Below are 22,536 nucleotides of genomic sequence, written 5' to 3'. Positions count from 1 at the left end.
TCCTCGTTTTCTTATAATTATGCTAATTCTCTTTTTGCTTTTTTAATTAATTCATCCATATTATCTTTGGAATCATTCGGTACTTTACGGACATCGAATGCGATGCCTTTTGCTTTTAATTTTTCAAAAGCTTCTACTTCTTCATTACCCATAGATAATACTTTATTTACAACCACTTTACCGGTTGAGTGAGCTAATGAACCCACGTTTACTTCTTTAATGTTAACGCCACCTTCAACGACTCTTAACACGTCTTGCGGATTTTCAAATAGTAACAACGCTTTTGTTGCACCAAAGCGAGGGTCTTTTGAAATTTCAATCATTTTACTGATTGGAATAACGTTAGCTTTCACTCCTGGAGGCGCTGCTTGCTCAATTAATTTTCTACGCATGTTATCTTTTGATACAGCATCAGAAACAACAATAATACGTGTTGGAAGCGTTGATTTTGTCCACGCAGTTGCAACTTGTCCGTGTAATAAACGAGAATCGACACGCGCTAAAACAATATCGATTTCGCCATTTCCAAGAACCGTTCCTTCTGGAATCCCACCTTGATGCTCAACAACTTCTGCTGCCGCTGCTACGGGTGCTTCAGGCTCTAACTCTTCTGGTTTCACCTTAACTCCTTCTTTTGCTGTTCCGATAATTGCTGCTGCGACATCATGCGCTTTATCCATTGAAAGACGAGCGGCATATGCTTCAATTAACATCGGTAAATTCATACCCGAAACAATGGCCCATTTTTCTTTGTTTGCTTCAAATAAACTGTTCGCTTGATTGAACGGTGTCCCTCCCCATAAATCAACTAGAAATAAAATTTCTGATTGATCATCAAAGGAATCAATCGCTGCTTGCATTTTTGCTTTAATATCGTCTGGACCTTCGCTGGGTTGTAATATACAAGCGGCAACATTTTGTTGTTCTCCAAAAATCATTGCGCCTGATTGCATTAAACCATTTGCAAATTCTCCATGACTTGCGATGATAATTCCTACCATTATCTTACCTCCTAATTTTATTCATTTTTTTACTTGTATTTTTTTAATAGATCCATTAAAAAAACCTTTCGATCCGATGGCACTTTTCGTACTTCTAAAATCACCCCTCGATGATTTAAATAGCGAAAAGCCATTACATCTGCATCATTCACGGAAACAAAATTTGTGATCATTTTTTTCCCTGTCATGAAATGCATACCGCCTATGTTGACTGCAGTGATCTTCACGCCTCCTTGAATTAATACAACAACGTCCTGTGGATTCGTAAATAAAAGCATAATCTTTTCTTCTTGAAATAATGCGCTTTGATAAATAGATAATAATTTTCCGACAGTGACCACATTTGCCTTAACCCCCGGAGGAGCTGCTTCTTGCAACATAAACTTACGAAGAGGATCTTTTGCTACTTCATCACTCACGACAATAATTCGATGAATTCCTGTTTCTTTCGTCCAAGCCGTTGCGACTTGTCCGTGAATTAACCGATCATCTATACGCGCTAGCTGAATATTCAATTCCCTCTCCCCCCTCTCTATAATACACTGTCCTCCTCCTCTGAGAGCCTATACTTAATATAAAGCAAGTTCCGTGCCAACATTATTCGATACACTAGGGTGTTTTCAGCGATAAAACGGCAAAAAAGTTATACACTAAAAGAAGATTCACTTCTTCTAGTGTATAACTTGGTTTTTCAAAACATTATCTAACATCATCAAAAGATAATATCGCTCAGTAACAGGGACTTTTAAGCGGAAACTTTCCTCAATCGATGTTAGTGTATTCGCTAAAAATTGGGCTTTCGGATGATTTTTGACTACTTGTTCCTCAATGGCCGTCCCTACCAATGGCTCGCCTAACAATATTCGCTCCATCATGTTGGCTAAATGTAAGACAAAATTAATTCGAACTTTTTCTTCTCTTTTATCTGGGTACCATTCGGCACATAATTGTTCAACTAAATCCCACAACGGATCCAGTACCTTGATTGGATTTAAAAAGGTCACGGCTTCTTCTAGATACGTTAAACAAGCTTGACGTTGTTCTTGGTAACTAAGCTTCGGGTCCTCGTCTAAAATATCTTCACCCAGCAATAAATCTCCGAGTAATTCACCTAGATCAGATTCTAATAATCGTTCCAAAGAAAAGAACGGTACCTCAATCTTTGGATCCAAAATACCAGTCACAGCTAATAATTGATAGGATGCTTGGATCTCCGGTAGACGTCGGCGAATATCCACCACTGATTCCGTCAACACTTCAATCGAATCAATTTTATTTTCAATCAATGCCTGCTTGATCATTTGTTTCAGATGTTGAGCTGTTCCTTCTCCGGACGCACAAATCGCTAAAATTGCTAAACGGCTCCCTGATTTTTCACTAACTACAACTTCTTCATTTAATGTTTCTTGCAGTGTACTGTATCCTGTAAATTCTTTTAATGAATCGACAAGTACATCGAGTGTCATTCCCAGTGTCTCAGCTTTACGGGCAGCTTCTAAGACAATTGGCGTCGTAACCATGTCTAGCGTACGTAATTGAATCCCCGTTTCTTGACTTAACTTCTCGTTAAAATTCGCTAACGATCCCATATCAACTAATAATAAAACACCACTTCCTCGATTGGCTTGTGTAATCATTGTTTTAATTTTTTCGTAAGCAATTTTAGGTGACATATCTAGCGGCATATCTACTGCTAACGGCTGATTGATGCCTAATAATTGACGTGCTACAGCCGCCATACTCGAAGCCGTGCTATTTCCATGAGCGGCTACGACAACACCCACTTCTCCTTCTGTTGGATTATAGCGTAACGATATCAATAAGGCTGCTAAATAATACGTTTCATCATCCGGTAAAGCAATATTAAAAAAATCCGAAATCATTTGATGAATCTCTTGCGCTAACTTAAATTCAACAGGATAATCGGCGACCATCATTTGAATATTATAGTTAATCGCACGTGTTTCACCAATAGCTAGTTTTTTCAAAAAAGCACCAATGTGTAAACTCATACCATAAATAAAATTTTGTCGATTTTCAGGCGAAATATACGTTTCGACATGTCGATAAATCAAATTAGTGACCTCTATGACTTTTTCATCCACAAACTCACCTAATTTACTAACGGTTGAAAATGAAAAACCATGATCACGATAAAAGGATTGTAAATGAACATTAATATCCGTTGAGATAAAGTGGTTAATTGCTTCCTGGTCAATACCATCAGATTTCAGTAAAGCTGCTTTATCACCGATAATATCGTACAGATTATAAGGTAATTCATATTGATCAGCATAACGATTCAATGGTTCTTGATTCGAGTCCACCACTAGTCGCTTAGGTAAATAATTCGCTAAGCCCATCGACAATTCTCGACGACTAGTTAATGTATCTAACCCCGAGCGAATCCCCTCAGGTAAATCATTGACTGAAAGATCAATTTGCTCGCGATGCATATGATTTAAAAATCCACGGGCACAGACAAGTTGAACACTCGATTTTAATTGCCCAATATTACCAAACGTCACACTACCAATTAACGCCTTGATGACTTCTTCTGTTAATGAAATTCGGCGTTTAATTCGGCTCGCCTCTTGCGACACCATTAATTGAATAAAAGCAATTTTTTCTTGTGGTGTCCTTTGTTCAAATGAAGGCAATTGGATATGAATCGGAATTCGGCGCAAAAACGTATCAAGTAACGCTGAACTCGTAGTTTCAGTTGTCGCTCCAATAATTCGAACTTCTGCTTGATGATTTTTCCCAATTTCTCCTAGACGATTAAAGACCCCATGATCCATAAAATAAAAAATCATTTCTTGCCCTTCTGGCGGTAGTCGATGAATCTCATCTAAAAACAAAATACCGCCATTCGCTTGATCCATTAACCCTTCTTTTTCTTGATCCGCACCAGTAAACGCGCCTTCAACATGACCAAATAAATGGCTCATCAATAATTGTGGATTGTGAGCATAATCCGCACAGTTAAAAACAACCAGTTCTTTTTCTTCTTGAATGACTTGATTTTCTTTAGCATATTGAAACATTAGATGAGCGAAATAGGTTTTCCCCGATCCCGTAGGCCCGGTAATCAAACAATTGAGACCTTTTGGTGGATATAAAATAGCGGCTCTTGCTTGCTCGACTGCATTTTTCAAACTATTGCGACTCCCAATTAAGTCATCAAAAATATCACTTTGATCATTCATCCCAAACATTTTGTCTGATTTCAGTGTCTCTTTTTCTTCTGTTTGAACGATTTCTAGTTCAGGTTTCTCCGCTTGCGTTCGTCCTAGCATCTCTTCTTCTAGAAAATATTTAACTGGACGCCCTGTTGTTTTAGCTAACTTGCCTTCACGTACGAGCGTATTTAAATCCTTACTAACGTTTGAGCGTTGTAAGTCTAATGTCTCTGAAATTTCTTTTGTCGTAAGCGAGCGATTGTTGTTTAAACGACATTGTTCAACAACGTACGCATAGATGAGTCCTTTTCTTGTATTCAACCCAACACTCCTCTCCAATTATTCGACAAACGTTTCAATTATTCTACCATCTTATTATAACGATAAATGAAAAATATTGCTATTTTAAGGGTAATATCGAATTCTGGATAAATGAGACTCGATGTGAGTATTCCTTTTTCAGACCAAATAAAAAACCCGAAACCCTATCAAGGATTTCGAGTCATAGCTTATTAAGCTTGTGCTGCTACAGGGTAAACTGATACTTGTTTTTTATCGCGGCCTTTACGTTCAAAACGTACTACGCCATCAATTTTAGCAAATAATGTATCGTCTCCACCAATTCCTACGTTAGCGCCTGGGTAAATTTTCGTACCACGTTGGCGGTAAAGGATTGATCCTCCAGTAACTTTCTGACCATCAGCGCGTTTAGCTCCTAAACGTTTTGATTGTGAGTCACGACCGTTAGATGTAGAACCTCCACCTTTTTTCGTAGCGAAGAATTGTAAATTCATTTTCATCAACATGAGATGCACCTCCTACTGTTTCGTTAGTGTTTGTACTTCGAGTGAATCGCTATTCTCTGTTTGAACAGATTGGAGTCCTAGCAACAAATTTTCTAATAAAATTTGCGTAATATTCGTTTGTTCTTGAGTCAATGAATGATGACTTGGGATTTCAACATAAAGTTGTCCACCTTCTTCTTCATTCGCTTCAATCAATGGCTTCACTCCAGCTAAAGCTTCAATGCCGTTAACGGTATTGATTGCTAAAGCAGAAACTGCAGCACAAACGATATCACTGCCATATTCTCCTGCATCCGCATGACCAGTCAGTTCAAATGACTTGATTCTTCCTGAGTCATTGCGTTTAAATATCCCTTTAATCATAGCTTTTCCTTACTTTTCTTATTATGCATTGATTGCATCAATAATTACTTTTGTATACGGTTGACGGTGACCTTGTTTACGGTGTGAACCTTTTTTAGGTTTGTATTTGTAAGTTACAACTTTCTTTTGTTTACCGTGTTTTTCAACAGTTCCCTCAACAGTTGCACCTGCCAATGTTGGCGCACCTACTTTAGTTGTTTCGCCACCTACTAAAATAACTTCATCAAAAGTCACTTTTTCGCCCGCTTCTACGTTTAATTTCTCAACGTAAATCGCTTGACCTAATTCAACCTTAACTTGTTTACCACCAGTTTTGATAATTGCGTACATGCTCTGAAGCACCTCCTTATATTTAGACTTAGACTCGCCATCCTAAGTGACTTTCGTGCTTAATACTTAGTCTGTGCGGTTGTAGTTGTGGTGCTCACAATTACAACAATCCAATTCTAGCAAAAAGAATCATCCGAGTCAATCAAATTTCATTGAAAAATACATCTTTTTTTCATGATTGCACTTTTCATCCCCAATAACTTGGAATATTTTGCTCATAATTCGTGATTTTTTCTTCTTCTAGCAAGGTTTCCCCAATTTCATCGAGTCCATGAACTAAGCGATGTTTCCAAATTTCGTCGATTTCAAAAGAAAAAGTATTTGTTGGTGTACGGACCGTTTGCTCAACTAAATTAATTTCAATTGGGTCATCCGCTAGGCATTTGGACAATGCTAGAACTTCTGCTTTTGGCAAACGAATCGGTAACAGACCATTTTTCACACCATTCATATAGAAGATATCACTGTAGCTTTCGGCAATAATCACTTTAAACCCATAATCCATCAAAGCCCAAGCCGCATGTTCACGAGAAGAACCAGAACCGAAGTTGTCCCCCGTTACTAAGATGGTTGCTTCCGCGTATTGTGGTTCATTCAAAATAAATTCAGGATTTAAACTGCGATCACGTAAATAACGCCAATCATCAAATAGAAATTCCCCAAATCCTGTTTTTTCAATTCGTTTCAAGTATGTTTTTGGAATAATTTGGTCGGTATCAATATTATCATTCATAAAAGGAACGGTTTTCCCTTCGTAGACAGTAAATGGTTCCATGTTACATTCCCTCCTTCACAATTTCGCGGACATCCATAAATTTCCCATGAATCGCAGCCGTTGCCGCCATCGCTGGTGAGCAAAGATGCGTGCGTGAGTTTTTCCCTTGACGACCAACGAAGTTTCGATTGGACGTTGAGGCACAGTGAATAAATTCTGGGACTTTATCTGGGTTCATCCCTAGACACATCGAACAACCTGGTTCACGCCATTCAAATCCAGCATCGATAAAGATTTGGTCTAATCCAATTTTTTCCGCAGCATGGCGAACAGGTCGAGACCCTGGAACGACAATTGCCGTGACGCCCTCTTTGACTTTTTGCCCTTTTACAAAACGAGCGGCTTCTTCTAAATCGGATAGACGACCGTTTGTACACGAACCGATAAAGACGTATTCAATTGGAATATCCGATGCTTGTTGCCCTGGTGTTAGATCCATGTATTCGTAAGCTTGTTGATCGTTGTGGTCTTTAATTTCTGGGAATGGCATCTCAATCGAAACACCCATCTCTGGATTCGTTCCCCAAGTAATATAAGGTGCTAATTGATTCGCATCAAGCGTCACAACTTTATCAAAGTCTGATTCAGAATCCGTATAAAGCGTCTTCCAATCGGCTACGGCTGCCTCGAAATCTTCCGGTGCGTATTCGCGACCTTTCACGTATTCAAATGTTTTTTCATCCGGTGCCATTATTCCAATTTTTGCGCCACCTTCAATTGACATGTTACAAATCGTCATGCGTTCTTCCATCGTTAAACTTTGAATCGTATCACCATAAAATTCAACCGCATACCCGACACCAAAGTCCACACCATAAGTCGCAATCAGCGCTAGAATAATGTCTTTGGCATAAACACCCGGTTTCAATTCTCCTGTAACTTTCACTCCTAAGCGTTTTGGTTTCTTTTGCCACAGTGTTTGTGTCGCAAACACGTGCTCGACTTCACTCGTCCCAATCCCAAAAGCAATCGCACCAAATGCTCCATGTGTTGCTGTATGGGAATCCCCACAAACAATGGTTTTTCCAGGTTGTGTTAACCCAACTTCTGGTCCGACCATATGCACAATCCCTTGGCGTTCTGATCCGTTGTCACATAAAGTAATATTAAACTCTTCACAGTTTGTACGAAGGGTATCCATTTGTTTTTTCGATACCAAATCGGTAATCGTAAAAATATCTTTCGTTGGCACATTGTGGTCCATTGTCGCAAAGGTTTTATCCGGGCGACGAACGGTACGTCCTGCTTCTCTTAAGCCTTCAAACGCTTGCGGTGAGGTCACCTCGTGGATCATTTGTAAATCAATATAAATTAACTGCACGTCGTCCCCATGACCCGATACAACGTGACGATCCCATACTTTATCAAATAATGTTTTTCCCATCTCGATTCACTCCTTATTTTATTCGTTTGATGACTTCTTGTGTAAACGCGCTCGTTGACGTTGTTCCGCCTAAGTCACTCGTTAAAATTCCGGCTTCCATTGTTGCAAAACATGCCACTTCAATTTGATCGGCAATCGCATCTAAACCAAAAGACTGACGCAACATGAGACTTGCCGATAAAATCATTGAAACTGGATTAGCAATATTTTGTCCCGCAATATCTGGTGCCGATCCGTGAATCGGTTCGTATAAGGCAATCCCTGTTTCACCATAACTCGCACTCGGTAAGACACCTAGCGTTCCAGGTAAAACAGATGCTTCATCGCTTAAGACATCGCCAAATAAATTTTCTGTGACGATAACATCAAAGTCTCGAGGGTTTTGAATGATTTTCATCGCTGCTGAATCCACGTATTGATGGGTTAACGTACAATCTGGAAACTCTAGAGCAACCTCTTCTGCCACTTTGCGCCAGAGTTTACTTGAAGCCAAGACATTCGCCTTATCAACCGACAGTACTTGTTTTTTACGTCCTTGCGCAATCGTAAACGCCTGTCTAACAATTCGTTTAATTTCATCGACATTGTAGTAGCACGTATCATAAGCTTCTGTTTCGCCTAAAAAGCGTGGTTCCCCAAAGTAAATCCCACTTGTCAATTCCCTTACAATCACAAAATCCGTGCCACGTACAATCGATTCTTTAATCGGCGAACGATCGAGCAACACTTCTGGTACCGTGATTGGACGAATATTGGCAAATAGTTTCAACGCTTTACGCAAAGCCAGTAACCCTTGCTCAGGTGTTTTAGCTGCCCCATCCCATTTCGGCCCACCAATCGCTCCTAATAAAATCGCATCTGCACTCTGACAAGCAGCTAATGTTTCTTCCGGTAGTGGATTGTTTTGATGATCGATTCCAGCTCCACCAAAGTAGTGCTCCTCAAAGTTAAATGTTAGTTCACTCGCTTTTGTTGCGACTTTTAAGACTTCTATACTACTAGACATAATTTCTGGCCCAATGCCATCTCCGGCTAAAACAACAATTTTCTTCTCCAACTAAATAACCCCCTGCGCTCTCATTTGACTGCTTGCTTGAATATACGCTTTGGCTGACGCTTGTAAGACGTCAAAATCAATCCCGACACCGTTTGTTTTGCGTTGCCCCTTGTCATCTTCTAAAGTGACATAAACTTCAGCCTGTGCGTCTTCACCACTTGTAATGGCACTAATTTCATAACTTGTTAAGATTGGTTTTTGTTCAAAGATTTGATCGATCGCGTTATAAATTGCTTGAATACTCCCGGCACCCGTTTCAGAGGCGGTCAATGTTTCTTTGGCTTGATTATCAATTGAAACAATCGCACCTTGCATTCCATTTGAAACAAATTGTAATTGAAGCGCTGCTAACTTGTGTTCTTCATTTTCTTGATGAATATCATCGATAACTAAAGCCATTAAATCGGCATCGTTGACTTGTTTTTTCTTATCTGCTAATTGTTTGAAACTCTTAAATAGTTGATCCAAACGTTCTTTTTCAAATTGATAACCCAGACTATCCATTTTCGTCGCAAAAGCGTGACGGCCTGAAAGTTTACCCAATGGTAAGGAATTGGTTTGAACACCGACTAATTGTGGCGTAATAATTTCGTATGTTTCAGGGTTTTTTAAGACGCCATCTTGGTGAATTCCTGATTCATGCGCATAAGCATTGCCGCCAATCACCGCTTTATTTCGCGGAACATTGATTCCTGATAGGCGTGAAACCAAATCACTCGTACGTTTTGTTTCATTTAAAACAATGTTTGACGTCGCTTGATAAAAGTCATTACGAATATGGAGCGCGACTGCCACTTCTTCTAACGCCGTATTTCCCGCACGTTCACCGATGCCGTTGACTGCGCCTTCCACACGATTTGCGCCATTTTCAATTGCAGCCAGTGCGTTAGCTGTTGCCATGCCCAAATCATCATGACAGTGAGAAGAAAAAGTAATTTCACTTTCACTTTTAATGTTCTGAATTAAATAAGCAAAAATAGCGCCGTACTCTGTTGGATTCGAATAGCCGACAGTATCTGGAACATTAATAATCGTTGCTCCGGCATCAATCGCTGTTTGAACGGCCTCTAGTAAGAAGTCACGTTGTGTTCGCGAGGCATCCTCAGGTGAAAACTGGACTTTTTTAAAGAACTTTCGTGCATATTGAACGTGCTTTTTAATAGAAGCCAGCACTTCTTCGCGACTCATTTTTAATTTATCGCGCATATGAATATCACTTGTCGCTAAGAAGACGTGAATTTGTGGATCAACGGCATCTTTTAAGGCTTCATAGGTCCGATCAATATCCCCTTTTTGACAACGGGCTAACCCAACCGTCGTTGTCTTTTTTAAGACACGTGCAATTTCTTGTACGGCTTCAAAATCGCCAGGTGAGGCAATTGGAAAACCAGCCTCAATCGCATCGACTCCCCACTGCTCTAACTGTAAGGCAATTTGGACTTTCTCTCTTGTATTGAAATTAACTCCAGGTGTTTGTTCACCATCTCTTAATGTCGTATCAAAAAATTGAATTTTACGCATTTTTTTCGCTCCTTTTTAAATAACCTTTTTCGTAAATAAGTATAAAAAAAGCATCCCATAAAGAAATTTTCTTTATGCAATGCGAACAGAGAACCCTTTTTTTAACCAGAAAAAAGAGTTCTCTAAAATAATAATAATAAAAATGATTGTTCAACTTGGACGTTAACAGTAACCTTTTCTTTTCTCATTTTCATCACCTAACCAAAGTTTTCTTAAGTAAGAAGATACCGAAATAAAGAAGGGAAGTCAATACTTTTGTTTAAATTTTCTGAATATTCACTAATTATCATTTATTTTTAATAATTAATCAAACTTCTCACTTAAAGAATTAAAAAAGCACCTGTAGACTCTTTTTCTACAAGTGCTTTCTCATTTGTTTTATCTGTATTTATTTACCCACCAGAATCGTAAACTCTTAAAACCCGTAATGGCAAAAACTAAGATACCACTAAACATCAATAACAAAGCAATCGGTATTAAGAAAAAATTCTCATGTAAAAATCCTTGCGCATCAATATACTCGACCGATACACTTTTAATAAGTAAACAAGCAACACCCATTAAAAATAGAACCGCTCCGATACTAATCGAAATCAGATTCATTTTTGCCCGACGTGTCTCACTACCATCATTAATTAATTTCTCCGCCATATTCGTCATTTCTTTTCCTCCTAAAATCAATTCGTCTAAAGAAAGATCAAAAAGTTGGGCAATCGTAACGACCATTTCTAAGTCAGGCAAATTTTTATTATTTTCCCAATTTGAAATTGCTTGTCTTGAGACATTCAGCTCATTCGCTAATTGTTCTTGAGTCAAGCTTCGCTCTTTACGAAGTACCTTTAACTGTTCATTGAATTCCATTGATTGTTCCTCCTTCTGACAACTTTTACTTTAGATTGATGCACTCAAAAAAACAAGCAAGCGTCTCTTACTGTGTCGTTTTTTGTACGCAAGGACTCCTTGCATACTTGATTTAACAAGGTTTTCATGGTTATTCAGCCACTATTTATCGAAAAAAAGAAATGAATACGAGCAACTTTTCATCTCAAAACATCGATAAATTCGAGAGCGAAAAATGATTTTTGCTATGATACAATTATAGAAAAAATTAGGAGTTTTGTATGAAGAACATAAAAGCCATTATTTTCGACTATGACGGGACATTATTATTAGAAAATCAATCGACCATTTCAAATAATATCCAAACCATGTTAACCCAACTGAAAAATCACCATGTTTTAATTATCTTAGCAACTGGACGACCATTCAATCATTGTCGATACTTAATGGATAAACAACTCGTCAACTATATTATCAGCGCGAATGGCGCGCTAGTGACAAATACAATGGGGATTTTCCACTCCATCGCACTTTCTCAAAATAATATACACTTATTTAATGATTTTTGCGATAAAAATCATCTACCAAGTTCTTTTTATACAACAGAACTATTAACAAACGGTCGCTTTGATGCGCACATCGACCTTGGATTAAGAGAGGCGATGAATCTTCAAGCCCGTACACTGGACATCATGACGTCAATGCATAACGATCCGATTTATTTAATGTGTGCTTTTTGTGATCACAAGATGGATGCTGCTTTAAAAGAGGCGTTTCCCGACTTATTTTTATCGCGTTGGCACCCAAGCATTATTAGTCTTTTGGAAGTCGAAATAAAAAAGACTACGGGTATCTTAAAAGTTTTAGAACACCACAGCATCCTGCCAAGTGAATGCGTTGCTGTTGGTGACGGAAACAATGATCGTGATATGTTAGAGTTGGTTCGTTATGGGATTGCCGTAGGTGACAATCCGAATCTAGCAGTTGTAGCTGATTTCACGATTGATTCCGTAGAAACAGATTTAATCGACCTTTTGGACTTTCTTAATAAATAGATATTGCTGTCAGAACAATTCAAACAGACCACTTCAGTATGCAAAGTGGTCTGTTGAATGCGTCATTTATTCAATGACTGATTAAAAGTTTTATCTAGCTCGTATCGAAACTGTTCAAAACTCTTTTGATACGCTACTTTTTTGAGCGAATCAACCGCAATTTTTTCAAGTTCGTTTGTTTTTCGTTCAATCGTTTGCTTCGCGACTAATGCCACCGCTCCAAAAGAAGGCTCCGTATAATCACTTTGAACACAATCACTCTCAAAAATAGCGGCCGCTTCAATCGCCATTGTTGGAATTGTAAAAAATCCACCCGACAATGCAATTCCTGCCTTTTCTTGAATCCCTAATTGACAATGAATATACTTGAGATTAAATAAAATTCCCTCGCAAATTGCTCGAATAAAATCATCCCGACGATGGACCAGTGTCACACCGTCAAATTTCCCTGTCACATTTGCATCCCATAGTGGTGCTCGCTCTCCATTAATATATGGTAGAAAAACCAGTTGTTTCGCACCAATTGGACTGTTTTTAAAACTTGTTGGAATTTCGGTAAAAATGTCCGTTTGATTCTCATAAAACAATTGACTCGCCCACTCCAACGTTTTGCCACCATTATTTGTGGCACCGCCAATGACCCATTGATTCTTTGCTAGATAGTAGCAAAAGGTGCTTTGTGACTCTGAAATTTTCCGCTCAGCAGATAAATAACGAATCGCTCCACTTGTGCCGATTGTTAAACTAATTTTTTGACCGGTCCCCATCCAACTTGCATAGCTTGCTAACGTCCCATCACTCGCACCGATATAGACTTTGGTAGCCGAGGATAAATTGCAGGCTTCACTTGCCCTTGATGTTATTGCAAAGACCGTATCCGTATCGACGGCTTGCGGTAATTGCTCTTCTTTGACTGATACAAAGGATAAAATCTCAGCATCCCACGAGAATGTCTCCGTATTGAACAAGCCTGTTGCCGAGGCAATCGAGTAATCGACGACATATTCACCGGTAAAATAATGCATCAAATATGCTTTAATATCAATCCACTGATCAACCGACGCGAAAAAATCGGGTTCTTTTTCTTTAAAATACAGCAACTTTGCAAAAGGGGACATCGCATGAATCGGAGTCCCTGTTGCTTCATAAAAATGTTTCGCCTTCATTGGTTCGCTTTGTTTAAAATGAGCCATTGTTTTTTGCGCACGTTTATCCGACCATAGATACATTTCACCGATTTGCCCTTTACGAACGGGAATAAGGCTATGCATCGCGGTACTAAAAACAAGCGCATCAATCCGATACTCTTTTGCAATGGCTTGAATACCATCCAGCACCAGCTGTAAAATGATTTGCGGTGCTTGCGTACTCGAGGTTTCATTCGACTCTTTCATTGGTACCGAATACTTCTTTGAACACAAAATCAAATAATCTTCTTTTGAAAACAAATTGAATTTAATCGCGGTTGTTCCAATATCAATTCCAAGAATCGAATGCATTTATTACTCCCCTTTTTTCGTCATTGCATGCCCACCGAATTGATTTCTTAATGATGCAATGACTTTTTCACCATATTTTTCTTCATCTTTACTTGAATATCTCGTTAACAACGACTGAGTAATGACTGGTGCAGATAATTCAAGACGTAAAATTTCTTCTACCGTCCACTTGCCTTCACCTGATGACGCCACAACACCTTCGATATCCGTCAATGCGGCATCTTCAGAAAGTAAGTTTTCGGTCAATTCCATTAACCAACTACGAATAACTGAACCGTTGTTGAAAACTTTTGCGACACCTTCTAAATCATAGTCATACTCTGAATGGTGTAAAATATTAAATCCTTCACCTATTGCTTGCATCATACCATATTCAATCCCATTATGGATCATTTTTAAATAATGCCCACTGCCCGCTTCTCCGCAGAACAAATAACCATTTTCAACACATAGACTTTCAAAAATCGGCTCAATCGTTTGGAAAATCGCTTTATTTCCACCAATCATCATACACGCCCCATTACGAGCACCTGATACACCACCTGAAGTCCCAACATCAAAGAAATGAATGCCTTTTTCAGTGAATTTTTGATTATTAATTTTGCTTTCTGTATATTTAGAATTTCCACCATCAATTAAAATATCTTCTGGATTTAGTAACGCCAAACACTCATTCATCACCGTATTTGTAATATCTCCTGCCGGTAACATTAACCAAACGATTCTTGGCTCAGCGTTTGCCATCGGACTCGTCAATAACTCATTGACTGAATGAAAAAAGACGCCGCCCTTTTCTTGCAATTTTGTTGCTAAATCGATATTCGTATCAAAAGCTTTGACCGAATGTCCCCCTTCTAGCAAGTTTGCAGCAATATTGAATCCCATTTTCCCTAATCCAATTAGATGAATTTCCACGATGATATATCCCCCTTGATTTCTCTTCACACTCTTGTACGATTTGTTATTTTACAAAACGTTCTGGCGTTTAACGTCCTAAATCTAGCATAGTGATTTTTGAGCGTCAATAGTCGAATCAATGGTATTTTACAATTCTAATTTAAGCGAAAAATCGCGTCATTTTAGGTTTTTTAAACCTTTTCAGTTATCTTAACTTGATTCTTTTTTGCTGAATCGAACAAAGTCATACCCGACAAACGTTTGACCTTTTTTAGTAAAAATTACATAAATTTAATTATCTTACTTTTTATTTTAAGGTATTTTTTACTCAATAATTGATTTGTTTTTTAATTAATGAAAGGAAAATGAGAAAACAATGAAATGATTTCTGCATTCAGTTTGTTTTTTTCTGAAAATAATAAAAAACACGAGAAATACTCGTGTTTCTTTCCATTCATTTAGACATCCTTTTGCCAAATCATCGACCATTCATTCTCATTTGTTTCTGGATCGACTTGTTCTTGTTGCAAGACAAAACCATGAGATTGGTAAAAAGCGATTGCTCGCTCGTTTTTTGAAAAAACACTTAATCTCAAGATAGCATGCTCTTTTTTTACTCGTTCCAGTAACTGCGAACCAATCCCTTGTCCTCGACAAACGTGAGCAACAAATAATCCTGCAATATAGCCTTCTACCACTCCGATAAAAGCCAAAATTTTATGATTATCCTCATATACATAAATATCTGCTGCGGGTAATGCCTTTTCGACCTCAGTAAAATTCTGCTCCCAGTACACTGGCGCAATATAATCATGCGTCTCTATATTACTCGCTAACCAAATCGCTAAAATTTCTTTTAACTGCTGATCATTCATTGTTTTTAATTGACGAATCATAATACCACTCTCCTTCTATTAATAAAGATTTTCATGCTATTTTATGGTACGCTTGCATCAATTATAACTTTTTTTATTTATTTTGTTCACTTTTTCGCTTCTCACTCGTTATCTTATTGAAAGGAGGATTTCCCTTGAAACTTCGCTACGACGAATCTTATTTACTCATTCTTACAAAGCGCTTAATTGGTTACTTAATCAAGTGTGGCGCCACACCAACCGATGCCCAAGATATCACACAAGATACCTTGATTAAGGTCTTAGAAATTGAAGACGTCATCGAACCTGACGCTATGCAACCGTGGATGTTTCGGATTGGTCTAAATCAATATCTTGACCTTTACCGGACGACAAAGCGTCGCAGTGAAATTATTGAAGCTTTCGGTCAAACCTTATTACCAATAACAACTGAAAACTATGACGAACTTTATCAGGCTTGGGAATATCTGACTTTCGAGCAACGCCTTTTATTGCTCATGAAATACGATGAGAAGTTATCACTTGCAGAAATGGCTTTTCGTTTGAATCGACCGGAAGCAAGTTTGAAGACCGAACTTTATCGTGCCAGAAAAGCACTAAAAAAAGAAATCGAAAAAGGAGCACAAAATCATGAATGACAATCCACAAGATCAAGACCTACTCAAACTAATCAAACAATCCAAAAGAAAAAAACGACTACTAAATATTTTCTCGCCATTGATTGTTACCTTCTTATTCCTTTTAATAACGGGAACACTATTTTTGAATTACTTTAACCTTGGACCTTTTACAGGTGACAAAATTGCCGGTGTGCCGGATAATCATTTGCGATTAGTTTCGAATGATTCCGTTTTTAACAAATTGATATTTAATAGCTCAACTGCTTATCAATATAACTATTACGGTAATCGCGTCGAACTTTGGTTAGAGCATTATCAAAATGGAAAAAAAATCGATGAAATACAAATTGGACCAATTTCTTCCCCAGGCTCACCCTCTGAAAATCATGAAATCGTTGGCTCACTCGCTTTAGGATTAAATAATCAACTGTTAGATCGAGAAAGTCAGACACTTTCTTATTATTTAGAATTTAACGGAGCTTCTGGTAGTCAAGTACTTGATCTCAAGGATTATGGTATTGCTGAGAATAGTGGAATTGCCTATTCCCATGGTATACCCGAATTACCTAACTTACAGAGTTTTTATTCAAAAAACAGCTACAAGATACAAAAGGATACTCCTTATGATCTGCTTATTTTAAGAGACGATGGTAAGGGATATATGTCTACCAAACGAGAAGAGCAATTTAAAGACGTACCTAATGGGATAGCAATCTACCTAATATTTAAGTAGCTATTTAGAGGTCTTGATAGTCTATACGTGTGCTTTGCTTACCTTCATTCTCAATAACCCACTCTAGCAAACGAAGGTTTAATGGCCAGTATTTCATTAAATATAATTCTAAAATAATAAAAGTATCACTCTTTCAGACTTATCAATGGTCTCGCTCTTTTCACCGTGGTATGCTTATCGGTTATTTTCACAAGTGCTAAACATGACTCCAGCTGATTATATCCGTCGATTTCGACTGTCAAAATCGGTACTAATGTTACGAGATGAATCTTGTAAAGTTCTTGATGTTGCAATGAAACTTGGATTTGGCAGTGTCGATGGTTACCAACGGGCTTTTTTCCGAGAGCTTGGCTGTGATCCAAAGCAATACTCTGATACACCCATTCCGCTTTATTTATTCATCCCCTACCAAGCAACGTATCAAAGCGAGCGAAAGAAGAAACAAATGAAAAATGTCAAAAGTGTATTTGTCCAAGCTGTCGACAAACCTGCTCGAAAAGTTATCATTAAAAGAGGGATTCGGGCATCAGATTATTTTGCTTATTGCGAAGAAGTCGGTTGTGATGTCTTGGGGCGTCTAACTAGTATTCAATCAATTAGCGGAGAACCGGTCTGTCTATGGTTACCTACGGCCTTTATTGCACCAGGAACATCAGAATATGTACAAGGAGTTAAAGTCCCTATTAATTATAGTGGAATCATTCCTGATGGCTTTGATGTGATTGAATTTCCTGTTTCGAAGTATCTAACGTTTCAAGGCGAACCTTTTCCTGAAGCAGATTACGGCGAGGCAATTGAACAAGTACAGGCGGCGATTGCTAAGTATGCCCCTTCTATCATCGGCTACAAATGGAATCCAGAATCGCCGCGTATACAGCTTGAGCCGATTGGTAGCAGAGGTTACATTGAATTACTTGCGATTAAATAGCCTTCAAATATTATACGTTCATAAAAATTTGGCACAAACAAAATAAAAAAACCTTTAAAATGTTGATTTCAAAGGGTTTAAGACGTACCAGGAGGGATTCGAACCCCCGACCGTTCGCTTAGAAGGCGAATGCTCTATCCGGCTGAGCTACTGGTACATATTCAATTATTACGGTGGTAAGTAAATTACCAACAAAAATGAGTTTATCACAGTTTAAAGGCTAAAGCAACAAATTTTTCACTTTGTTATTTTATTATTTTTGGGTAACTCTCTCTTTTGAAAAAGTTACCCAAAACAATTAGTCTTCTTCGACGATAATTACTTCATCGGCTTCTTTCGTAATTAACGCCACACCATCGCCCAATGGGACAAGACTCGTTGTTAAGTCTGGATGAGTATTAATTACTTTTAGGAAACGTTTCAGTTTGCGGTGAATTGTTCGTTGACTGCGTGGGATTTCTTCAATGGGGTCTAATACCGTTCCCGCTTGGAAAATATCATCAACCATTAATACCCCACCTTTTCTTAATAGGCGTAAACATTCAGGTAAAAATTCAATGTATTTTGATTTTGCGCTATCCATAAAGATAAAATCATAAGGTCCTGTCAAAGTCGGGAAAATATCTGCCGCTTGCCCTTCTAGTAAGGTAATTTGTTCTTCGTTTCCTAAACGCTTGTAGGTTTCTTTGGCATTACGAATCATCACATCAAAACGATCGACTGTCGTTACATGTGCCCCTTCGCCAGCGTATTGTGCCATCAAGCTTGATGAAAAACCAATGGCTGTTCCGATTTCTAAAATATTTTTAGGTTGGATTTGACCTAATAAAAATTGCATAAAAACAACCGTTTCATGTGGAATAATTGGTACGCCACGTTCATTTGCTTCTTTTTGAATTTGGCCTAATTCGCCAGGTACTTGTTTTTGTTCTTCCCGTAAGTAGGACACAAGTTCAGGTTTTACTACGGGACGATGCATCATTTCGTTTCGCATCTCTATTCCTCCAGTTCTTTGCTCACTGTTTGTTATTATACGAAGTTCCGACGATTCTTGCAATCTAAAAAACTTTGCCTTGCTTTTTTCTGAAATTCTGATTAGTATAGAGAGAGGAATAGTAATAAAAAGTATGTACTCAGAGAGTCCTTCCTTGGCTGTAAGACGGACACCCCTATTTTTTATGAACCTACCAATGAACAAGGTTGTGAAAACAATCGGGTTAAAGCCCTTATCCTTTATTCAAGTGGTGTCAGAATAATCTGACTCAATCAAGGTGGTACCGCGAAATTCAAGTATTTCGTCCTTTCGTTAAGAAGGATGGAGTGCTTTTTTTATTTTTATTAAGGAGGATTCAATCAATGGTTGAACAAAAAAACGATTTTACTGAATGGTATTTACAAACCGTTCAAAAAGCTGAATTAATGTCTTATTCCCCTGTCCGTGGCTCAATGATTTTCCGTCCCGATGGTTTTGAAATTTGGGAGCATATTCAAGAGGAATTCAACAAATATTTACGTAGCGAAGATATTCGTAATGCATATTTCCCAATGCTGATTCCAAAACATTTCTTTATGAAAGAAGCCGATCATATCGAAGGTTTTGCCCCTGAATTACCATGGGTAACGGAAGTTGGCGATGAGAAACTAGAAGAACCTTTAGCGCTACGTCCAACATCTGAAACAATGATTGGTGCTGCCTTTTCTGACTGGATCAATTCATACCGTGACTTACCATACGAAATTAACCAATGGGCGAACGTTTTCCGTTGGGAGAAAAAGACGTTACCATTCTTACGTACGTCTGAATTCTTATGGCAAGAAGGACATACGGCACATATTGATGAAGAAGATGCACGTCGCCGTACATTAAACGTATTAGACGAATACACACGCTTATGCGAAGAGTTCTTAGCAATCCCTGTTTATAAAGGTGAAAAAACCCCTTCTGAGCGTTTTGCTGGCGCGGTTGATACGTATTCAATCGAAGCGATGATGCAAGATGGAAAAGCTGTTCAAGCAGGAACATCGCATTACATGGGAACAAAATTTGCCGAAGCGTTCGATATTACATACTTAAATAAAGAAAATAAACACGTCCATGCCCACACGACTTCTTGGGGTGTTTCAACACGCTTGATTGGTTCATTAATCATGACACATGGTGACGAGCACGGTCTTGTTTTACCACCGACTGTTGCGGCTCACCAAGTTGTTTTAATGCCGGTTGGTCCTTGGAAGAAAAATCCAGCGATTATGGAAAAACTGGATGAAATTTATGCTGAATTGAAAAAATTAGGCATTCGTGTTCGCTTGGATGATTCTGATAATTCACCTGGTTATAAATTTAACGAGTGGGAATTAAAAGGCGCTTGTGTACGTATCGAATGTGGACCACGTGACTTAGAAAATGGTCATGCGATGTTGAAAGTTCGCGATTTAGCGGATAAAGAGAAAGTGGCATTTGACGATTTAATTGCTACGATTCAAACACATTTAGCTGAAATGACACCTCGTTTATTAGCAACTGCAAAAGCACGTAATAAAGAAAACGAGCACTTCCATATCAATACACTTGATGAGCTAAAAGCACACATCGAAACGTGTAAAAAAGAAGACAAGCCAACTGGTTTTGTTTTAATTGGTTGGGATGGTACGGATGAAACTGAAGCGAAGATTAAAGAAGAAACAGGCTTTACGACTCGCAACATTCCATTTGACGTTCCTATGGAGAAAGCAACCGATTTAATTACTGGCGAACCTGCAAAACATACTTTATGGATTGCGCGCGCTTATTAATAATAAAAAAAGAATCAGATTTGACAACAACGTCAAGTCTGATTCTTTTTAATCTTATTTTGGCAAAACAATTTTTCGATACAGTATGACTGTCACTACGTAATAAATAAAGTACAGTATCGCAAATGAAACAAACGGAATTAAGATATAGGCATAAGGTTCTGGGATCAATAGTTCAAACATTTTAAGACCAAATAAAACATGAATCGTGCCCACAATACCCGGTATTAAAAAGACAGTAAAGATTTCTTGCGCAATGGAACGCTCCAACGCTTTTTTCTGAACGCCAATTTTATGGAGCATTTGATAACGTGCGATATCTTGATAAGCGCCTGATAGGACTTTAAACATCAAACAACTTGCTAACATTGCTAAAAAGGCAATCCCTAGCAACATGCCCATAAAGACGAACCCGCTGACAAATTGGTCAACCATCACATACGCACTAACTTTACTCCCTAACATCCCTGCTTCAGCAGTCCCACCATTTTCAATCTGGTCAATCGCTTCTAGTGTTGCAATCGAATCCGTAAAATTTTTGATTTTATACGTATGAATGAGCTCGGTCTCTGCTTTTATTTGATCAAAAGTTGCTTGATCAACGACATGATAAATCGAATTGGCTAAATAATCTGCGTATGGATTACTTAGGCGTTGAAAAGCCATGACAATTTGGAATTCTAAATCACTATTTGTATCAAATGAATAACGATCACCCGCTTTGATGTCGGTATAAGGTTTGATTTCACCTTCAAATCCAAACCCGTCTTGAAGCATTAATGGTGCAGCTTTCAGTTCACTTTCTAGAAAATAAAGTTGATTATCGACTTGTTTCATTTGATACATTTGTTTTTTCTCAATTGTTAATTGATCGATTTCTTTTAGTGTCTCTGCTTTCGGATTATATACTAAAACATCGTATGGAAATTGTTGCAACAATGACTCCTTGTAACTATTAAAGGCATTTCCAACCGTGATGGCACCTAGCGACAAGGCAAAGAGCATCGCTACCATTCCTAAAACGCGGCTTAAAGCACTTGCTTTAAAACTTAATTGCGAAAGGGTAAACATCCGTAATTGTTTATTCGAAAAACGTTTATTGTTTTTCAAAAGATTGACGACAAAAGGAAACAAGGCTTTAAAAAAGAAAAATGTTCCAAACGTAATCGTAAACAACGCGATCACAAGTCCCGTAATACCGATTGTTTTTAAGTTCCAAAGTGACGCATAACCGATCGCTAATAAAACTAAAGAAAAAATGGTTAACAAGAACGTAAAACGTGATTTCTTTTGGTGTTTTTCGCCGGACTCCGTTTCTTTTAGCAGGGATAATAAAGGCATGCGGGTAAATTTTAAGCCGTTAAAAATAGCAGCTAATAAAAAAAGTAATGCAAAAAACACAACGGTTACGAGTAATGCCAGTGGTGAAAAAGCTTGATATGAGTTGCTCGTTAAGCCCATCTTAGACAATAACGATCCTGTTGCAACTTGACCAAACAACATCCCGACAACAACGCCTAAAACAAGTGACAAACTACCTAAAGCGAAAAGTTCAATACTCATCATTTGGCGGATCTTTTGTTTTTTAGCACCGAGCATTAAGTACATGCCGTATTCTTTTTGCCGCATCGCTAGTAAAAAAGAATTAGCATAAAATAAATACACAATCGTAATCATTCCAAGCAAAACAGCTCCTAATTGGAAAATAAAGCCAATCATCGATAGACTAGGAACCATCTCTTCCAGGAAACCACGATTCAACGACAACGTTTGAAATAAATAAAAAGTAGCGACTGACATCACGAGTCCTGCCAGTAAAACCATATAATCCATCGATCTTTTCTTAATATTCATTAAAGCTAGTTTAACTGTCACAA

General features: G+C 38.2%; 21 protein-coding genes, 1 tRNA gene and 2 other annotated features. Of the genes, 5 read left to right on the top strand and 17 right to left on the bottom strand.

The features are described from left to right. Positions 1-17: 17 nt before the first annotated feature. The 11 genes from IEV09_RS07560 to IEV09_RS07510 all read right to left on the bottom strand — a co-directional run bounded on the left by IEV09_RS07560 (position 18) and on the right by IEV09_RS07510 (position 11,280). A complete protein-coding gene (locus tag IEV09_RS07560; protein ID WP_188367681.1) occupies positions 18-1,001 on the bottom strand; it encodes a mannose/fructose/sorbose PTS transporter subunit IIA in 984 nt (327 codons plus the stop codon). 29 nt (positions 1,002-1,030) lie between these two features. Continuing rightward, on the bottom strand, positions 1,031-1,516 hold the full coding sequence (locus tag IEV09_RS07555) for a mannose/fructose/sorbose PTS transporter subunit IIB (protein WP_188367680.1): 486 nt from the start codon (positions 1,514-1,516) through the stop codon (positions 1,031-1,033). Between the two features lie 156 nt (positions 1,517-1,672). Next, positions 1,673-4,504: a sigma-54-dependent transcriptional regulator gene (locus IEV09_RS07550; protein WP_229731679.1), complete on the bottom strand. Its 2,832-nt coding sequence runs from the start codon at positions 4,502-4,504 to the stop codon at positions 1,673-1,675. A 191-nt stretch (positions 4,505-4,695) separates the two neighbouring features. Further along, entirely contained in the window at positions 4,696-4,989 is a 294-nt protein-coding gene (gene rpmA, locus IEV09_RS07545; RefSeq protein WP_188367679.1) for a 50S ribosomal protein L27, read from the bottom strand. A gap of 12 nt (positions 4,990-5,001) precedes the next feature. After that, complete coding sequence (locus IEV09_RS07540) at positions 5,002-5,352, bottom strand: ribosomal-processing cysteine protease Prp (protein ID WP_188367678.1); 351 nt, start codon at positions 5,350-5,352, stop codon at positions 5,002-5,004. 21 nt (positions 5,353-5,373) lie between these two features. Next, complete coding sequence (gene rplU, locus IEV09_RS07535) at positions 5,374-5,682, bottom strand: 50S ribosomal protein L21 (protein ID WP_188367677.1); 309 nt, start codon at positions 5,680-5,682, stop codon at positions 5,374-5,376. A gap of 20 nt (positions 5,683-5,702) precedes the next feature. Beyond that, positions 5,703-5,773: a sequence feature (ribosomal protein L21 leader region), on the bottom strand. Between the two features lie 96 nt (positions 5,774-5,869). Next, the gene (leuD, locus tag IEV09_RS07530) at positions 5,870-6,457 is read right to left on the bottom strand and encodes a 3-isopropylmalate dehydratase small subunit (protein ID WP_188367676.1); all 588 of its coding nucleotides are present in this window, start codon (positions 6,455-6,457) and stop codon (positions 5,870-5,872) included. A 1-nt stretch (position 6,458) separates the two neighbouring features. Further along, a complete protein-coding gene (gene leuC / locus IEV09_RS07525) occupies positions 6,459-7,841 on the bottom strand; it encodes a 3-isopropylmalate dehydratase large subunit (protein ID WP_188367675.1) in 1,383 nt (460 codons plus the stop codon). Between the two features lie 13 nt (positions 7,842-7,854). Then, positions 7,855-8,898, bottom strand: coding sequence for a 3-isopropylmalate dehydrogenase (gene leuB, locus IEV09_RS07520; RefSeq protein WP_188367674.1), 1,044 nt, complete (start codon positions 8,896-8,898; stop codon positions 7,855-7,857). Beyond that, positions 8,899-10,419 carry a 2-isopropylmalate synthase gene (locus IEV09_RS07515; protein ID WP_188367673.1) on the bottom strand — a complete coding sequence of 507 codons (1,521 nt, stop codon included), beginning with the start codon at positions 10,417-10,419 and terminating at the stop codon, positions 8,899-8,901. Between the two features lie 378 nt (positions 10,420-10,797). Beyond that, entirely contained in the window at positions 10,798-11,280 is a 483-nt protein-coding gene (locus IEV09_RS07510; protein WP_188367672.1) for a DUF3955 domain-containing protein, read from the bottom strand. A gap of 260 nt (positions 11,281-11,540) precedes the next feature. Between IEV09_RS07510 and IEV09_RS07505 the strand changes: the two genes are divergently transcribed. Then, entirely contained in the window at positions 11,541-12,314 is a 774-nt protein-coding gene (locus IEV09_RS07505) for an HAD-IIB family hydrolase (protein WP_188367671.1), read from the top strand. Between the two features lie 62 nt (positions 12,315-12,376). On the opposite strand, the gene IEV09_RS07500 is transcribed toward IEV09_RS07505, so the two are convergent. The 3 genes from IEV09_RS07500 to IEV09_RS07490 all read right to left on the bottom strand — a co-directional run bounded on the left by IEV09_RS07500 (position 12,377) and on the right by IEV09_RS07490 (position 15,606). Next, positions 12,377-13,813 (bottom strand): gluconokinase, encoded by a 1,437-nt coding sequence (locus IEV09_RS07500; protein WP_188367670.1) that lies wholly within the window; start codon positions 13,811-13,813, stop codon positions 12,377-12,379. Positions 13,814-13,816: 3 nt separating this feature from the next. Continuing rightward, a complete protein-coding gene (gene gnd / locus IEV09_RS07495) occupies positions 13,817-14,728 on the bottom strand; it encodes a phosphogluconate dehydrogenase (NAD(+)-dependent, decarboxylating) (protein WP_188367669.1) in 912 nt (303 codons plus the stop codon). Positions 14,729-15,168: 440 nt separating this feature from the next. Then, positions 15,169-15,606 (bottom strand): GNAT family N-acetyltransferase, encoded by a 438-nt coding sequence (locus IEV09_RS07490; RefSeq protein WP_188367668.1) that lies wholly within the window; start codon positions 15,604-15,606, stop codon positions 15,169-15,171. A 134-nt stretch (positions 15,607-15,740) separates the two neighbouring features. Here IEV09_RS07490 and IEV09_RS07485 point away from each other — a divergent pair, with 134 nt between their 5' ends. The 3 genes from IEV09_RS07485 (at position 15,741) to IEV09_RS07475 (ending at position 17,866) form a co-directional block, all read left to right on the top strand. Next, positions 15,741-16,223, top strand: coding sequence for an RNA polymerase sigma factor (locus IEV09_RS07485; protein WP_188367667.1), 483 nt, complete (start codon positions 15,741-15,743; stop codon positions 16,221-16,223). Next, positions 16,216-16,938 (top strand): hypothetical protein, encoded by a 723-nt coding sequence (locus IEV09_RS07480; protein ID WP_188367666.1) that lies wholly within the window; start codon positions 16,216-16,218, stop codon positions 16,936-16,938. The genes IEV09_RS07485 and IEV09_RS07480 overlap by 8 nt, the downstream gene beginning before the upstream one ends. A gap of 145 nt (positions 16,939-17,083) precedes the next feature. After that, entirely contained in the window at positions 17,084-17,866 is a 783-nt protein-coding gene (locus IEV09_RS07475) for a helix-turn-helix transcriptional regulator (RefSeq protein WP_188367665.1), read from the top strand. An 83-nt stretch (positions 17,867-17,949) separates the two neighbouring features. Here the strand turns inward: IEV09_RS07475 and IEV09_RS07470 are convergent. Beyond that, positions 17,950-18,023, bottom strand: a tRNA-Arg gene (locus tag IEV09_RS07470). 141 nt (positions 18,024-18,164) lie between these two features. Then, a complete protein-coding gene (locus tag IEV09_RS07465) occupies positions 18,165-18,860 on the bottom strand; it encodes an O-methyltransferase (RefSeq protein ID WP_188367664.1) in 696 nt (231 codons plus the stop codon). 98 nt (positions 18,861-18,958) lie between these two features. After that, positions 18,959-19,172 (top strand) — a binding site (T-box leader). 50 nt (positions 19,173-19,222) lie between these two features. Between IEV09_RS07465 and proS the strand changes: the two genes are divergently transcribed. Next, positions 19,223-20,659, top strand: a complete 1,437-nt coding sequence (proS, locus tag IEV09_RS07460) for a proline--tRNA ligase (RefSeq protein ID WP_188367663.1) — start codon at positions 19,223-19,225, stop codon at positions 20,657-20,659. Positions 20,660-20,713: 54 nt separating this feature from the next. Here the strand turns inward: proS and IEV09_RS07455 are convergent, their stop codons facing one another. After that, positions 20,714-22,534, bottom strand: coding sequence for an FtsX-like permease family protein (locus IEV09_RS07455; RefSeq protein ID WP_188367662.1), 1,821 nt, complete (start codon positions 22,532-22,534; stop codon positions 20,714-20,716). Positions 22,535-22,536 lie beyond the last annotated feature (2 nt).

This window comes from Enterococcus alcedinis, assembly GCF_014635985.1.
In the GTDB taxonomy this organism is placed as follows: domain Bacteria; phylum Bacillota; class Bacilli; order Lactobacillales; family Enterococcaceae; genus Enterococcus_I; species Enterococcus_I alcedinis.
Note: the sequence above shows the minus strand (reverse complement) of the source record. Positions and strands in the feature narration are given on the sequence as shown.

What these genes read in the sequence shown, in the direction of transcription:
- IEV09_RS07560 (WP_188367681.1), bottom strand. Translation starts at nt 1,001, where the DNA reads ATGGTAGGAATTATCATCGCAAGTCATGGAGAATTTGCAAATGGTTTA.
- IEV09_RS07475 (WP_188367665.1), top strand. Translation starts at nt 17,084, where the DNA reads ATGGTCTCGCTCTTTTCACCGTGGTATGCTTATCGGTTATTTTCACAA.
- leuC (WP_188367675.1), bottom strand. Translation starts at nt 7,841, where the DNA reads ATGGGAAAAACATTATTTGATAAAGTATGGGATCGTCACGTTGTATCG.
- IEV09_RS07515 (WP_188367673.1), bottom strand. Translation starts at nt 10,419, where the DNA reads ATGCGTAAAATTCAATTTTTTGATACGACATTAAGAGATGGTGAACAA.
- proS (WP_188367663.1), top strand. Translation starts at nt 19,223, where the DNA reads ATGGTTGAACAAAAAAACGATTTTACTGAATGGTATTTACAAACCGTT.
- IEV09_RS07540 (WP_188367678.1), bottom strand. Translation starts at nt 5,352, where the DNA reads ATGATTAAAGGGATATTTAAACGCAATGACTCAGGAAGAATCAAGTCA.
- leuD (WP_188367676.1), bottom strand. Translation starts at nt 6,457, where the DNA reads ATGGAACCATTTACTGTCTACGAAGGGAAAACCGTTCCTTTTATGAAT.
- IEV09_RS07480 (WP_188367666.1), top strand. Translation starts at nt 16,216, where the DNA reads ATGAATGACAATCCACAAGATCAAGACCTACTCAAACTAATCAAACAA.
- IEV09_RS07510 (WP_188367672.1), bottom strand. Translation starts at nt 11,280, where the DNA reads ATGGAATTCAATGAACAGTTAAAGGTACTTCGTAAAGAGCGAAGCTTG.
- IEV09_RS07505 (WP_188367671.1), top strand. Translation starts at nt 11,541, where the DNA reads ATGAAGAACATAAAAGCCATTATTTTCGACTATGACGGGACATTATTA.
- rpmA (WP_188367679.1), bottom strand. Translation starts at nt 4,989, where the DNA reads ATGTTGATGAAAATGAATTTACAATTCTTCGCTACGAAAAAAGGTGGA.
- IEV09_RS07500 (WP_188367670.1), bottom strand. Translation starts at nt 13,813, where the DNA reads ATGCATTCGATTCTTGGAATTGATATTGGAACAACCGCGATTAAATTC.
- IEV09_RS07465 (WP_188367664.1), bottom strand. Translation starts at nt 18,860, where the DNA reads ATGCGAAACGAAATGATGCATCGTCCCGTAGTAAAACCTGAACTTGTG.
- rplU (WP_188367677.1), bottom strand. Translation starts at nt 5,682, where the DNA reads ATGTACGCAATTATCAAAACTGGTGGTAAACAAGTTAAGGTTGAATTA.
- IEV09_RS07490 (WP_188367668.1), bottom strand. Translation starts at nt 15,606, where the DNA reads ATGATTCGTCAATTAAAAACAATGAATGATCAGCAGTTAAAAGAAATT.